Raw genomic sequence first — 13,101 nt, forward strand, 5'->3', positions numbered from 1 at the left:
TTTCTATATTTAAATATTATAATCAGTTCAAAATATGAAGCTTTGTCTTAATGTGTCTTGCTTGATTTTTTCATCTCATCTTTAACAGGGCAGGCACAGTCACAATCGCCACAAGAACCTTTCTGCTTAATATAATGACGAATTCCTAAGAAAGCTCCAGCTGCAATTAAGATAGCAATAATAAAGGTTGACATAGTCATTCTTCCTTTCTATTAGTTATGACTTAAACTTAAATTATCTAAGGTAATCACTTTTTCTTTGACCTGACGTGGTTTTCTAACAATAAAGTAAAGCATCACAAGCAATAAAACAAGAGCTAAACCTGTCCAAAGCGTCACTGGCTTGCCATAAAAAGCGACTAAACCAAGCTGGTAAATAATTAAGCTAACAAGATAAGCCAGACCCGTTTGATAAGCAATAGCCACTAAAGTCCACTTCAGATTCCCCATTTCGCGTTTGATAGCTCCGATTGAGGCAAAACAAGGCGCACAAAGCAAATTGAAGGTCAAAAATGAATAGGCTGCCAAAGCTGTATAATCCCCCTGAAGGCTAACCCATAGTGAATGCGTTGTTTCTGTTGCATCGGGATTATTGTAGAGAATTCCAAAAGTTGCAACTACTGTTTCCTTAGCTGCAAGACCAGTTAGAGCAGCAACAGTCGCCTTCCAATTTCCAAAACCAAGCGGTGTAAAGATCCAAGCCAAGAGACGACCAAGACTAGCCAAAATACTGTTTTCCGTATCAACTGAATGCAAAGTAAAATTATAGGAACTCATAAACCAGATTAAAACGGTTAAACTAAAGATAATCGTTCCAGCACGCTTAACAAAACTCATAGCCTTACCAAAAGCATAGCGCAAAACAGCATCAACCTTTGGTAGATGATAACTTGGTAATTCCATGATAAAAGGACTCGTATAACCGCCTAAAAAACTAGTTTTCTTAAGGGCAATACCTGATAAAATAATAGCAATCATTCCCATGAAATAAGCACTTGGAGCTATCCAAGGATTATGAGGGAAAAAGGCTCCCGCAATTAAGGCAATGACGGACAGCTTAGCTGAACAAGGCATAAAAGTCGTTGTCATAATGGTAATACGGCGATCACGTTCATTCTCAATGGTTCGACTGGCCATAATTCCCGGAACACCACACCCCGTTGAAATAAGCATAGGAATAAAGGATTTTCCTGAAAGTCCGAAACGTCTGAAAATCCGATCCATAACAAAAGCAATTCGACTCATATAACCAATATCTTCTAGAATTCCCAGACAAATAAAGAGGACAAAAATTTGCGGTAAAAAGCCAAGAACTGTTCCAACACCAGCAACAACCCCATCAATAATCAATGATTGTAGCCAAGCCTGCACCTTCAAAGTTTCTAAAATACCTGTTATAAATTCAGGTACGTATTTACCAAAAAGAACATCATTAACCCAATCCGTCCCCATTGTTCCCACTGTTTGAATGGACAAGTAATAAACTAAGAACATAACGACCGCAAAAATGGGCAGAGCCAAAACACGATTAGTCACAATTTTATCAATTTTATCAGAAGCAGACATCTTAAAATCATTATCTTGACTTTGTGCCATTTGGCTCACACGTTCAATGAAAGCATAACGCTGATTAATCACGATGGACTCTGAATCTTCTGTGAAGACTTCCTCGGTGATTTGAATGATGTCTTTAATTTCCTTCTTTTGAAAGGGAGATAAATCTAATTCCTCTTCAACCAAACGGTCGCGCTCAAATAATTTGATGGCATAAAAACGGCTAGAACGTTCTGGTACTGTCTGACCGAGAACCTCAATAATTTGGGCAATCGCCGCTTCAAATTTGGCATCGTAAGTTGGATATTGAACACTATCAACACTGTCCTTAGTTGTTTGACTGGCTTTTTTAACAGCCTTGTCAACGCCTGTATTTTTCAAAGCACTGGTCGCAACAACTGGCACTCCCATCTGATAAGCCAATTTATCACTATTAATAGATTTTCCTTGATTTTTTAACACATCGCTCATATTAAGCGCAATCGTTACAGGAATTCCTGTCTCAATTAACTGCGTCGTTAGGTAAAGGTTGCGTTCCAGATTCGTGGCATCAACCACGTTTAAAATGCTGTCTGCATGATTACTCAGCAGATAATCACGCGCTACTTTTTCTTCAGGACTGTACGGAGACATGGAATAAATACCTGGTAAGTCCTGAACACTAATCTCTTTGAGCTTTTTGACATTACCGCTCTTACGCTCAACGGTTACACCAGGCCAATTTCCAACACGCTGACTTGTCCCTGTTAAAAGGTTAAATAAACTTGTCTTTCCGCTATTGGGATTCCCAATCAAAGCAATTTCTGTCATTTTTCCTCCTGATTGTCTATCTTAACAACACTAATCATCTGTGCTTCAGATTTTCTCAAGGTCAACTCATAACCACGTAAACTGATTTCTATTGGATCTCCTAAAGGAGCTACCTTCCTCAAATAAATCTTTGTATGACGCGTCAACCCCATATCCATAAGGCGGCGCTTAGCTTCATTAACAGCAAAGATATTGTCAATATATGCAAATTGACCTACTTCTAACTCAGATAAAGGCAATGTTTCAACCGTTTCCTGACTTTCGCTAACATCAATCTTACTTAAAATTGAATCATCAAAAGCTAAACGACTGGATTTCAGCATAACGATAGCACTGGATTTCGTTTTTGAAATCAATTCAAGACGGCTGCCTACTTTTAAACCGAGATTGGAAAGATGTCTCACACTATCTTCAGGCAAATTGATACTGACAACAGTATAAGGAACATCTATTCTTGCATCCTGCAGAATCAAATTCTTTGACCTCCTCTCACAGTTTTGATAGAATGAATGGTTTATAAACTTAGTATATCATAATTTTCTCTATTTTCTGATAGAATTCTGTAAAAAAGGTAAATGAGAAACATTATAAAAAAGAAGCTGAGTGTACTCACCGCTGAATCTTTTTAGATTACTATGCGGAGTACAACTCTCAGCTTTTTTCTTTTATAACACTTTTCCAAGGAAATCCCTGGTCCTTTCTTCTTTGGCATTTTTAAAAACTTCTTCAGGAGCTCCCTCTTCAACAATAATACCATCATCCATGAAAATCACACGATCAGCCACTTCATGTGCAAAGCCCATTTCATGGGTGACAATAGCCATGGTCATCCCTGATTTAGCAAGGTCTTGCATAACACTTAACACTTCGCCGACCATTTCTGGATCAAGAGCTGATGTTGGCTCATCAAAAAGAAGTACGTCTGGATCCATAGCCAAGCCACGCGCAATAGCGATCCGCTGTTGCTGTCCACCTGATAGACTTTGCGGATAGGCTGCTGCCTTATCACGCAAACCTACCTTATCCAAAAGCTGATAAGCCTTTTCTTCTGCTTCTGCCTTACTAAGCCCTTTGGTTTTAATAGGAGAAAGCGTAATATTTTCCAAAACAGTCATATTAGGGAAAAGATTAAATTGTTGGAAAACCATTCCCATCTTTTCACGCATTTTGAAAATATCATTGGATTTATCGGTAATATCAACACCTTCAAACGTAATGCTCCCTTTGGTTGGTACTTCCAAAAGATTCATTGTCCGTAAAAAAGTTGACTTTCCTGATCCTGATGGTCCAATAATAACAAGAACTTCTCCTTGTTTGATATCAAGGTCAATTCCCTTGAGTACCTCATTTTTACCAAAATATTTATGTAAATTTTTAATACTGATAAGTGTTTCTGACATTAGCTGGCATCTCCTTTACCAAAACGATTTTCAAGTAATTTAACAAGTGCCGACATCAAGGTTGTCACCATCAAATAATAAAAGGCACCAAATAAAAGTGGGGTCAAAGGCAGATAGGTTGCCGTTACGACTGATTGAGCGCCATTCCATAGTTCCATAACCCCAATCGTTTGTAAAAGAGAGCTGTCTTTGATAATTGTGATAAATTCATTCCCCAAAGCAGGCAAAATATTTTTGAAAGCTTGCGGCAAGATGACATAGCGCATGGCATTTACCGGCTTAATTCCTAAAGAATAAGCGGCTTCTAATTGTCCTTTAGGCACTGCTTCAATTCCTGCACGAACAACTTCTGAAATATAGGCCCCACTATTAAGTGACAGGACAATAATCCCTGGCAAAAGACGGGAAAAATCCAAATCTAAAACACCAAATTTAACAATTGGCATATTGGTAAAATGCAAAAGGACAAAAGAAATCATAATTTGCACAACCATAGGAGTACCACGAAAAATCCACACGTAAAAGGAAACCAGCCAATCTAAAACCTTGATACGACTGCGTTTAATCAAAGCCACAAGAACACCAATAATCGTCCCAAAAAAGACAACACAGGCTGAAATCATGATGGTTACAAGAACACCATAATTAAAATAAGCCCAATATTTAGATAAAAATGAAAAATCCATGAGTTACTCCTCTAAAATGATATGACATATTATATTACAATTTGAATAAAAATACAAGTTACCTTTTAACAATTTACAAGAGCAAAATCAGACAAACAACAAGTCCCCTAAAAACTATTATTTAATCAACAACACCAAAAAGAAAGCTCTTGTACTGAACTTTAAAAAGGAGTCCAGAACTCTTTTGTTCCAGACCCCTTTTTTGAATAACTATTAATAAAGTAAATCGTAGATTTCCATTGCAATGAGGTCAATACTATCAAAAGTATAAGTCTCATGCGCAGCAACATCCCGCAAAGTAAAGACAGGACCGTTTTCTGGATCATTATTAAAGGAAACCTCTGCAACAACAGCACCATCACGTTCAAAATGACGTTTCAAATTATTGCTGTCAGTCGTCATTAATTCCAAACGATTAATAATTCTCACCAAGTGTGATTCCATGATATTCTCCTATTCGTTTTTTAACTCTTTTCATTTTAACACAAATAAGCTAAAAAAACAGTAAAATAGTTGATTTTTAGATATTTTTTAAGGAGTGATACATAATTGCTTTAATTGAATGTAAACGATTTTCTGCCTCTTGAAAAATAGTCTGGCTATGCTTTTGAAATACAGCATCTGTCATTTCAAGTTCTTTATAACCGTACCGCTCGTAAATTTCTCGGCCAATTTCAGTATTGAGATCGTGAAAGGCCGGTAAGCAATGCAAAACAAGAGCATTGGGCTTTCTAACCCTATTAAGCAGAGCTTGATTGATCTGATAAGGCAGTAATAAATCGATCCTTTCCTTAAAATCAACCTCTTCTCCCATGGATACCCAGACATCTGTGTAGAGAATATCAGTATCGGCAACAGCTGCAGTGTCATCAGTAATTGTAATTAGCCCTTCTGTCTGATGCTTTTTAGCCAAAGCTACAATTTCTGACTCAGGCTGCAGCTCTTTAGGCGCTATGATTTTAACATTAATCCCCAAAATAGCCGACGTCACAAGTAAAGAATTGGCAACATTATTGCGGCCATCTCCTAGATAAGCTAAGGTCAGATCTTCAAATTTCCCAAAATGTTCTTTTACAGTCATAAAATCAGCAATCATCTGTGTGGGATGCCAAGTATCTGTTAGTCCATTCCAAACAGGCACACCAGAAAATTCCGCTAAGAGCTCAACACTTTCTTGCTTAAACCCACGGTACTCAATACCATCAAACATGGTTCCTAAAACTTTAGCCGTATCAACAAGAGACTCTTTTTTCCCTAATTGAATGTCATCTTTTCCTAAATAAGACACATTCATTCCCAGATCTTGTCCAGCAACAGTAAAAGCACTCCTTGTTCTTGTAGAGGTTTTTTCAAAAATTAAAGCAATATTGAGTCCATCCAAATATCGGTGTGGAATGCGTTCTTTTTTTAATTTTTTAAATTGCATAGCAAGATAAATGAAGTCTTCTATCTCTTTCTTACTGTAATCTATTTCCTTTAAAAATGATTTTGCTTTTGTCATGATTCATCTCCTTGAATTTTTATACTCTATTTTTACATTTTTATTCATATTTGTCAAGAACAGCTTTAACTAAATTAGCTCTAATCCATTCGATATTACAAAATGATAGCCAAATCATATCAATTTTTTAACTTCCAATCTTTTTACTTGATTTATAAGCGAATGATGCTATAATTAACGTATAAAGTTTGACCATTATTGACCATTTCTTTAATGAGCAAATCTTGTATTCTATGACGAAAGGGGTATTCATATTATGCTCTGTCAAAATTGTAAATTAAATGAAGCGACTATTCATCTATATGCTAATGTTAATGGTCAGCAAAAGCAGATTGACCTTTGTCAAAATTGTTATCAAATTATGAAAACAGATCCTGAAAATGGACCTTTAAATCATCTTTCGCAACAAAATTCGTCATCCATCAATCCTTTCTTTGATGATTTCTTTGGCGATTTGAATAATTTTCGTGCCTTTAATAATCAAGATCTGCCAAACACACCGCCAACACAAGCTGGCGGCGGCAATGGTAACGGAGGCAATAATCGCCGTCCCGGCGGACCTCAGCAACAGGCCTCCCAAAAGCCAAATGGGTTGCTTGAAGAGTTTGGTATTAATTTAACAGATATTGCGCGCAAGGGTGAAATTGATCCTGTTATTGGCCGTGATGAAGAAATCACAAGGGTTATCGAAATTCTCAACCGTCGCACAAAGAATAATCCTGTTCTTATTGGAGAACCGGGTGTCGGTAAAACTGCTGTTGTCGAAGGACTGGCGCAAAAAATTGTTGATGGTGATGTTCCACAAAAATTACATGGAAAAAATGTCATTCGTCTGGACGTCGTCAGCCTTGTTCAAGGTACTGGTATTCGAGGCCAATTTGAAGAACGGATGCAAAAGCTAATGGAAGAAATCCGTCAACGTCAAGATGTTATTCTTTTCATTGATGAAATTCATGAAATTGTTGGTGCTGGTTCTGCTGGCGATGGCAATATGGACGCCGGAAATATTTTAAAACCCGCTTTGGCACGCGGTGAGCTTCAACTTGTTGGTGCTACAACACTCAATGAATATCGGATTATTGAAAAAGATGCCGCTTTGGAACGTCGAATGCAACCCGTAAAAGTTGATGAACCTAGTGTTGCAGAAACCATAACGATTCTTAAAGGTATTCAGCCCAAATATGAAGATTACCATCATGTAAAGTATACAGATGAAGCGATTGAAGCTGCTGCAAATCTTTCAAATCGTTACATTCAGGATCGTTTTTTACCTGATAAGGCTATTGATCTTCTAGATGAAGCTGGCTCTAAAATGAATTTAACACTTAACTTTGTAGATCCTAAAGAAATTGATCACCGCTTGATTGAAGCCGAAAATCTAAAAGCTCAAGCAACCCGTGATGAAGATTATGAAAAAGCAGCTTACTTCCGTGATCAAATTGCCAAATACAAGGAAATGCAATCCGCTAAACTTGATAAGGAGAATACTCCTGTTATTACAGAAAAAAATATTGAAGTAATTGTCGAGCAAAAGACCAATATTCCTGTTGGTGAATTAAAAGAAAAGGAACAATCACAATTAATTCATCTCGCTGACGATCTTAAAACGCGTGTTATTGGACAGGATGCTGCTGTTGATAAAATTGCTAAAGCTATTCGCCGCAATCGTGTTGGACTAGGCACTCCAAATCGGCCAATTGGTTCTTTCCTTTTTGTCGGCCCTACTGGTGTTGGTAAAACGGAACTCTCTAAACAATTAGCTATTGAGCTTTTTGGTTCTGAAGATAGTATGATTCGTTTCGATATGAGTGAATACATGGAAAAACATGCTGTGGCTAAACTTGTTGGTGCACCTCCGGGATATGTCGGTTATGAAGAAGCTGGTCAGTTAACCGAAAAAGTTCGTCGCAATCCTTATTCATTGATCTTACTCGATGAAGTTGAAAAAGCTCATCCAGATGTCATGCATATGTTCTTACAAGTGCTTGATGATGGCCGTCTAACGGATGGACAAGGACGCACTGTCAGCTTTAAGGATACTATTATTATCATGACCTCAAATGCTGGTACAGGGAAATCTGAAGCTAATGTTGGTTTTGGTGCCAGTCGAGAAGGCCGTACTAATTCTGTTCTAGGCGAATTGGGTAACTTCTTTAGCCCTGAATTTATGAACCGTTTTGATGGTATCATCGAATTTCAGGCTTTAAGCAAGGATAATCTTCTTCAAATTGTTTCTCTCATGCTGGATGACGTTAATCAACGTTTAGCTGTTAATGCTATTCACCTTGATGTAACTGATAAAGTTAAAGAAAAATTGGTTGATCTCGGTTATGATCCTAAAATGGGAGCAAGACCGCTGCGTCGTACTATCCAAGAACATATTGAAGATGCTATTACGGATTTCTACTTAGAGCATCCTGATCAAAAAGAACTAAAAGCTATTATGACAAGCAACGGCAAAATTGTTATCAGGGCTTCTAACAAAGTCGAAACGGTTACCAAAGCAACTTCAGATTAAAGAAATCAGGTCTTTCCTGATTTTTTCTTTTTTTCAATAATTGGGCAAATATGGTATTTTTTAGTATAATAAAAAGCGAATCTGACTGGTTAACAATTGAAGGAGATAATATGACAAACCATCCAACCTTTGGTGATAAATTAGAAAATGTTGATTACAAGACGCGCTATGGTGTTTATGCTGTTATTCCAAATAAAGACAAGACTAAAATCATTTTAGTACAGGCACCCAATGGATCTTGGTTTCTACCCGGTGGTGAAATTGAAGCAGGTGAGAATCACTTAACAGCTTTAGAGCGAGAACTCATTGAAGAACTAGGTTTTACGGCTGATATTGGCCATTATTATGGTCAGGCTGACGAATATTTCTACTCTAGTCATCGTGAGACCTATTTTTACAATCCTGCCTACCTTTATGAAGTCACTCAGTTTACACAGGTTGGCAATCCGCTAGAAGATTTTAACCACTTAGCATGGTTTTCTATTGAGGAAGCAAAAAGTAAATTAAAACGAGGTAGTCATAAATGGGGAATTGATTGCTGGCAAAAAGACCAAGAGAAAAACTAAATTAGGACAGCATTTCCGTAAAATTAATGCTATAATATTATTATGAATGGATACAGGAGGAAAAACATGAGATTAATCAATACGACTAGCAGTCATCAACATTTAGTTAAAAATCAACTAAAACATACTGATGCTACACTCGTTGAAACTTATTCAGCTGGCAATACCGACGTTATTTTCACTCAAGCGCCTAAACATTATGAACTTTTAATTTCAAACAAACATCGTGCTATCAAAGATAATGAAATTGAAACCATTCGAGAATTTTTCCTCAAGCGTAAAATTAATAAAAATATTATTTTATTAGATCAATTAAAAACACTGCATACTGCAAACCTAATTGAGATTTCCATTCCAATAGCTGATTAGAAATCATCTGAAACTTAGCACAGCTTCATTCTAATATTAATAGTTAAATAGTGAGAATATAGAAAGAAAAGATCTTCTTTTAAGACTTTCCTTAGGTGATTGATACGGACGGTAGCGATGAGGAAACTTTCGTTTCCTTATGTCCCAACCTGAAATAGCTTTATGACTATTTCAGCCTTCGGAATTCCACACCTAAAACCAAGATACAAAGGGCGTTAAGCGGATAAAGGCAAAATAGGGATACGACGCGGAATCATTAAGATTCTAGGAGGACTCATCTTTTTGCCACAATCCGCAGCCCGTGGTCAGTTAAGATTTGAGCCTAAGGTCTCAAATCTTCCGAGTGCCTGAAACATTAAAGTTTCAGGCACTTTTATCACAGCAGAAAATCTCGTTTAAAGCTCGCTTCGCTCACAAATAAGGAAAATTAAAATTGAAATTTGCAGGGCTTAAAAATTTTTTACGTTGAAAAATAGATTTGTCTTCAGTCTGAAATAGTTTGTTTTATCTTATCTGTCTGCTTTATACTCAATAAAAATCAACAGGCTAGGCAGACAGCTAATGAAATGGAGCGATTTTACCTTTTCTTCGTCACAGCCCCAACTACAAACAAGCTTAAAAGGTCTCACAGACCCTTTTAAGGTAGAATAAAGGCCAGCAAAGCTAAGGAACATTAGTAGCAAACTTTTGATTTTTAAGGGTATTAATTGAGCTAGAAAGCAAAAAAGACTTGAACTCATCATTCTCAAATTTTTGAGAACGAAAGAGCTCAGTCTTTTTATTTGCTTTCAAATCCTTGCCTAACAGCTTCAGGAAAATGATTTTCTACAATAGCTGCACAATGATTACAAATTGTAACATGATAAGGACGTTCTTTGACAGTTTCATCAATGCGACGACAACGGTCACAAACATGCCCCCGAGCATGTTCCACACTAAAGGCTACATCTTCAAAGACAAGTGCATTTTTCGGTGCTTGTTCTTGAGTTACTGTCAATTGTGACACAATAAGCAGTTGGGCAATGTTGCTATCAAGAGCAGTCAGAAGCGTTTTAACTTCTTCACTAGCATAGACAGTCAAATGAGCTTCTAATGATTTACCAATAATTTTAGCATTACGAGCTTCTTCAAGTGCTTTTTGTGCTTGATCACGCAGAGACATAAAAGCACTCCATGTATCCAAAATTTCGTCTTGGTTGGCAAATTCTTGCACTTCAGGCATTTCTGCTAACTGTACAAATGCTTCTTCTTCATGCTCTAAATAAGACCAAATTTCTTCACTCGTATGCGGTAAAATCGGCGTCAATAGCTTAGTAATATTTACCAAGATTTCGTAAAAGACCGTTTGCATTTGACGACGAGCTAAATCGTCTGCTGCTTCAATATAAACAACATCTTTAGCAAAATCGAGGTAAAATGCTGATAAATCAACAGTCACAAAATTAACAACAGCCTTATAGATAGTCATGAAATCATAATGGCTGTAAGCCCGATTAATTACTGAAACTAACTGATTAAATTTGATTAACATATATTTATCAACAGAACGAAGATTCTCAAAGGCAATCTTATTAATATAAGGATTAAAATCAGTGGTATTAGCAATCAAAAAGCGAAGGGTATTACGGATTTTACGATAAGTTTCCGAAACCTGACCTAAAATTTCCATAGATACACGAACATCACTATCGGTGTCGACAGAAGCTACCCAAAGGCGAAGAATTTCAGCACCATATTGTTTGGCAACATCATTTGGCGAAATAATGTTTCCTTTTGATTTAGACATCTTCTCACCCTTGCCATCCAGAACAAAACCTTGAGACAAGACGGATTTATAAGGCGCATGACCGTTAACAGCTACAGAAGTGATCAGTGATGAATTGAACCAACCACGATATTGATCAGAGCCTTCAAGATAGAGGTCTGCAGGATAGCCTAAGTCTTCACGTGTATTTAGAACACCATTCCAAGATGATCCCGAATCAAACCAAACATCCATAATGTCATTTTCTTTAGTAAATTCACCATTTGGAGAGCCTGGATGAGTAAAACCTTCAGGGAGAAGATCTTTGGCCTCACGTTGCCACCAAATGACTGAGCCGTGTTCTTCAAACAAATTGGCAACATGGTCTGTCACTTCTTTAGTCATAATGGCAGTGCCATCTTCTGCGTAGAAAATTGGAAGCGGAACACCCCAAGCACGTTGGCGTGAAATAACCCAATCGCCACGATCACGAATCATATTATAAAGTCTCGTTTTACCCCAAGCAGGATAAAAATGAACCTTATCAATTTCATCAAGAATGTCTTGACGGAATTTTGAAACAGAGGCAAACCATTGTGGGACTGCACGCCAAATAATTGGTTTTTTTGTTCGCCAGTCAAAAGGATAAGAATGCGTGATAACTTCTGATGCTAAAAGCAAATCACCCAACTTTTCTTTCACTGTTGGCAAAACTTTGTCATAGAATTGTCCTTCAAAATCAGGACCGGCATTTTCCATCATGATACCACGTTCGTTGACAGTAACAACAACATCTAAACCATATTTGACTCCCACATTATAGTCATCCTCACCAAATCCCGGTGCTGTATGAACAATCCCCGTACCAGAATCAAGGGTAACATGATCCCCATTCATGACTAATTCTTCTACATTATCATCCCATGGATGAATTGTCACAATGCGGTCGAGCTCAATACCTTTATGAGTTGCTAATACCTGAGGGTTGTCCCAAGCAAAACGTTCTGCTAATTCTGAAAGAAGAGCTTGTGCTACGAGAAATTTACGTTCGTCATTAGCTGGTTTAACAACTACATAATCTATATCCGGACCGACCGTCAAACCACGAGAAGCTGTAATGGTAAATGGTGTTGTTGTCCAGACAACAATATAAGTATCTGTATCTAGAATATCTTTACCATCTTTAACACGATTAGCATAGTAAAGAGAAGTTGAATCAATATCATGATACTCAATCTCTGCTTCTGCAAGAGCTGATTCAGAAGACCAAGACCAATAAACCGGTTTAGCTCCATGATAAATATAGCCTTTGTCAGCCATAGCACCAAAGACACGAATTTGAGCAGCTTCATACTTAGGAACAAGTGTGATATAAGGATTCTCCCAATCTCCTGAAACACCTAAGCGTTTAAAGTCCTGACGCTGCTTATCAACTTGACTCAAAGCATACTGACGACACATGTCTAAATAGTCTGCTAAGTCAATTTCTTTACGTTTAACACCCTTTTTAGCAAGGACTTGTTCAATAGGTAAACCGTGTGTATCCCAACCCGGAATATAAGGTGCTCGAAAACCAGACATTGATTTGGAACGAATAATAATATCCTTTGAAATTTTATTAAGAGCATGTCCTACATGGATATTTCCATTGGCATAGGGTGGCCCATCATGCAGGAAAAAAGCTGGTTTATTTGCATTTAATTCTTGACGTTTAGCATAAATATTAGCTTCATCCCACTGTTTTTGCCATTGTGGTTCTTTATTAGGAAGGCCTGCACGCATTGGGAATGCTGTTTTTCCGAGATTAAGCGTTTCTTTTAATTTCATGACAACTCCTTATAATATAATTACGTTTTGCTTTGGAATTAGGAATGAGGAATGAGGGGGTCTCATTCACTATACTTACGGATAAAAAAACTTAATTTGTTAAATAACAGAAAATCATTAGACTAAC

The 13,101-nt window shown here is 37.3% G+C and carries 11 protein-coding genes; 3 read left to right on the forward strand and 8 right to left on the reverse strand.

Annotated features, from left to right (window positions below; all coding sequences use genetic code 11):
- Positions 1-47: 47 nt before the first annotated feature.
- The 7 genes from FNL60_RS07660 to argF form a co-directional block, all read right to left on the reverse strand.
- The gene (locus FNL60_RS07660) at positions 48-194 is read right to left on the reverse strand and encodes a FeoB-associated Cys-rich membrane protein (protein WP_002264704.1); all 147 of its coding nucleotides are present in this window, start codon (positions 192-194) and stop codon (positions 48-50) included.
- 18 nt (positions 195-212) lie between these two features.
- Entirely contained in the window at positions 213-2,363 is a 2,151-nt protein-coding gene (gene feoB / locus FNL60_RS07665; protein ID WP_002280389.1) for a ferrous iron transport protein B, read from the reverse strand.
- On the reverse strand, positions 2,360-2,836 hold the full coding sequence (locus FNL60_RS07670) for a ferrous iron transport protein A (protein WP_002263564.1): 477 nt from the start codon (positions 2,834-2,836) through the stop codon (positions 2,360-2,362). Before FNL60_RS07670 ends, feoB begins: the two co-directional genes overlap by 4 nt.
- A 192-nt stretch (positions 2,837-3,028) precedes the next feature.
- Positions 3,029-3,763, reverse strand: coding sequence for an amino acid ABC transporter ATP-binding protein (locus tag FNL60_RS07675; RefSeq protein ID WP_002264702.1), 735 nt, complete (start codon positions 3,761-3,763; stop codon positions 3,029-3,031).
- Entirely contained in the window at positions 3,763-4,449 is a 687-nt protein-coding gene (locus tag FNL60_RS07680; RefSeq protein ID WP_002263566.1) for an amino acid ABC transporter permease, read from the reverse strand. Before FNL60_RS07680 ends, FNL60_RS07675 begins: the two co-directional genes overlap by 1 nt.
- 213 nt (positions 4,450-4,662) lie before the next feature.
- A complete protein-coding gene (locus FNL60_RS07685) occupies positions 4,663-4,893 on the reverse strand; it encodes a YkuJ family protein (RefSeq protein ID WP_002263567.1) in 231 nt (76 codons plus the stop codon).
- 76 nt (positions 4,894-4,969) lie between these two features.
- On the reverse strand, positions 4,970-5,950 hold the full coding sequence (gene argF / locus FNL60_RS07690; RefSeq protein WP_002280388.1) for an ornithine carbamoyltransferase: 981 nt from the start codon (positions 5,948-5,950) through the stop codon (positions 4,970-4,972).
- Positions 5,951-6,206: 256 nt separating this feature from the next.
- On the opposite strand from argF, the gene FNL60_RS07695 reads away from it, so the two are divergent.
- The 3 genes from FNL60_RS07695 (at position 6,207) to FNL60_RS07705 (ending at position 9,403) form a co-directional block, all read left to right on the forward strand.
- Positions 6,207-8,468: an ATP-dependent Clp protease ATP-binding subunit gene (locus FNL60_RS07695; RefSeq protein ID WP_002266431.1), complete on the forward strand. Its 2,262-nt coding sequence runs from the start codon at positions 6,207-6,209 to the stop codon at positions 8,466-8,468.
- Positions 8,469-8,578: 110 nt separating this feature from the next.
- Positions 8,579-9,034: an NUDIX hydrolase gene (locus FNL60_RS07700; RefSeq protein ID WP_002263570.1), complete on the forward strand. Its 456-nt coding sequence runs from the start codon at positions 8,579-8,581 to the stop codon at positions 9,032-9,034.
- A gap of 66 nt (positions 9,035-9,100) precedes the next feature.
- Complete coding sequence (locus tag FNL60_RS07705) at positions 9,101-9,403, forward strand: DUF1827 family protein (RefSeq protein WP_002263571.1); 303 nt, start codon at positions 9,101-9,103, stop codon at positions 9,401-9,403.
- Positions 9,404-10,181: 778 nt separating this feature from the next.
- Here FNL60_RS07705 and ileS read toward each other — a convergent pair.
- The gene (gene ileS / locus FNL60_RS07710) at positions 10,182-12,974 is read right to left on the reverse strand and encodes an isoleucine--tRNA ligase (protein ID WP_002271247.1); all 2,793 of its coding nucleotides are present in this window, start codon (positions 12,972-12,974) and stop codon (positions 10,182-10,184) included.
- Positions 12,975-13,101: the final 127 nt, after the last annotated feature.

Source organism: Streptococcus mutans (assembly GCF_006739205.1).
Lineage (GTDB): Bacteria > Bacillota > Bacilli > Lactobacillales > Streptococcaceae > Streptococcus > Streptococcus mutans.

What these genes read in the sequence shown, in the direction of transcription:
- FNL60_RS07660 (WP_002264704.1), bottom strand. Translation starts at nt 194, where the DNA reads ATGTCAACCTTTATTATTGCTATCTTAATTGCAGCTGGAGCTTTCTTA.
- feoB (WP_002280389.1), bottom strand. Translation starts at nt 2,363, where the DNA reads ATGACAGAAATTGCTTTGATTGGGAATCCCAATAGCGGAAAGACAAGT.
- FNL60_RS07675 (WP_002264702.1), bottom strand. Translation starts at nt 3,763, where the DNA reads ATGTCAGAAACACTTATCAGTATTAAAAATTTACATAAATATTTTGGT.
- FNL60_RS07680 (WP_002263566.1), bottom strand. Translation starts at nt 4,449, where the DNA reads ATGGATTTTTCATTTTTATCTAAATATTGGGCTTATTTTAATTATGGT.
- FNL60_RS07685 (WP_002263567.1), bottom strand. Translation starts at nt 4,893, where the DNA reads ATGGAATCACACTTGGTGAGAATTATTAATCGTTTGGAATTAATGACG.
- argF (WP_002280388.1), bottom strand. Translation starts at nt 5,950, where the DNA reads ATGACAAAAGCAAAATCATTTTTAAAGGAAATAGATTACAGTAAGAAA.
- FNL60_RS07695 (WP_002266431.1), top strand. Translation starts at nt 6,207, where the DNA reads ATGCTCTGTCAAAATTGTAAATTAAATGAAGCGACTATTCATCTATAT.
- FNL60_RS07700 (WP_002263570.1), top strand. Translation starts at nt 8,579, where the DNA reads ATGACAAACCATCCAACCTTTGGTGATAAATTAGAAAATGTTGATTAC.
- FNL60_RS07705 (WP_002263571.1), top strand. Translation starts at nt 9,101, where the DNA reads ATGAGATTAATCAATACGACTAGCAGTCATCAACATTTAGTTAAAAAT.
- ileS (WP_002271247.1), bottom strand. Translation starts at nt 12,974, where the DNA reads ATGAAATTAAAAGAAACGCTTAATCTCGGAAAAACAGCATTCCCAATG.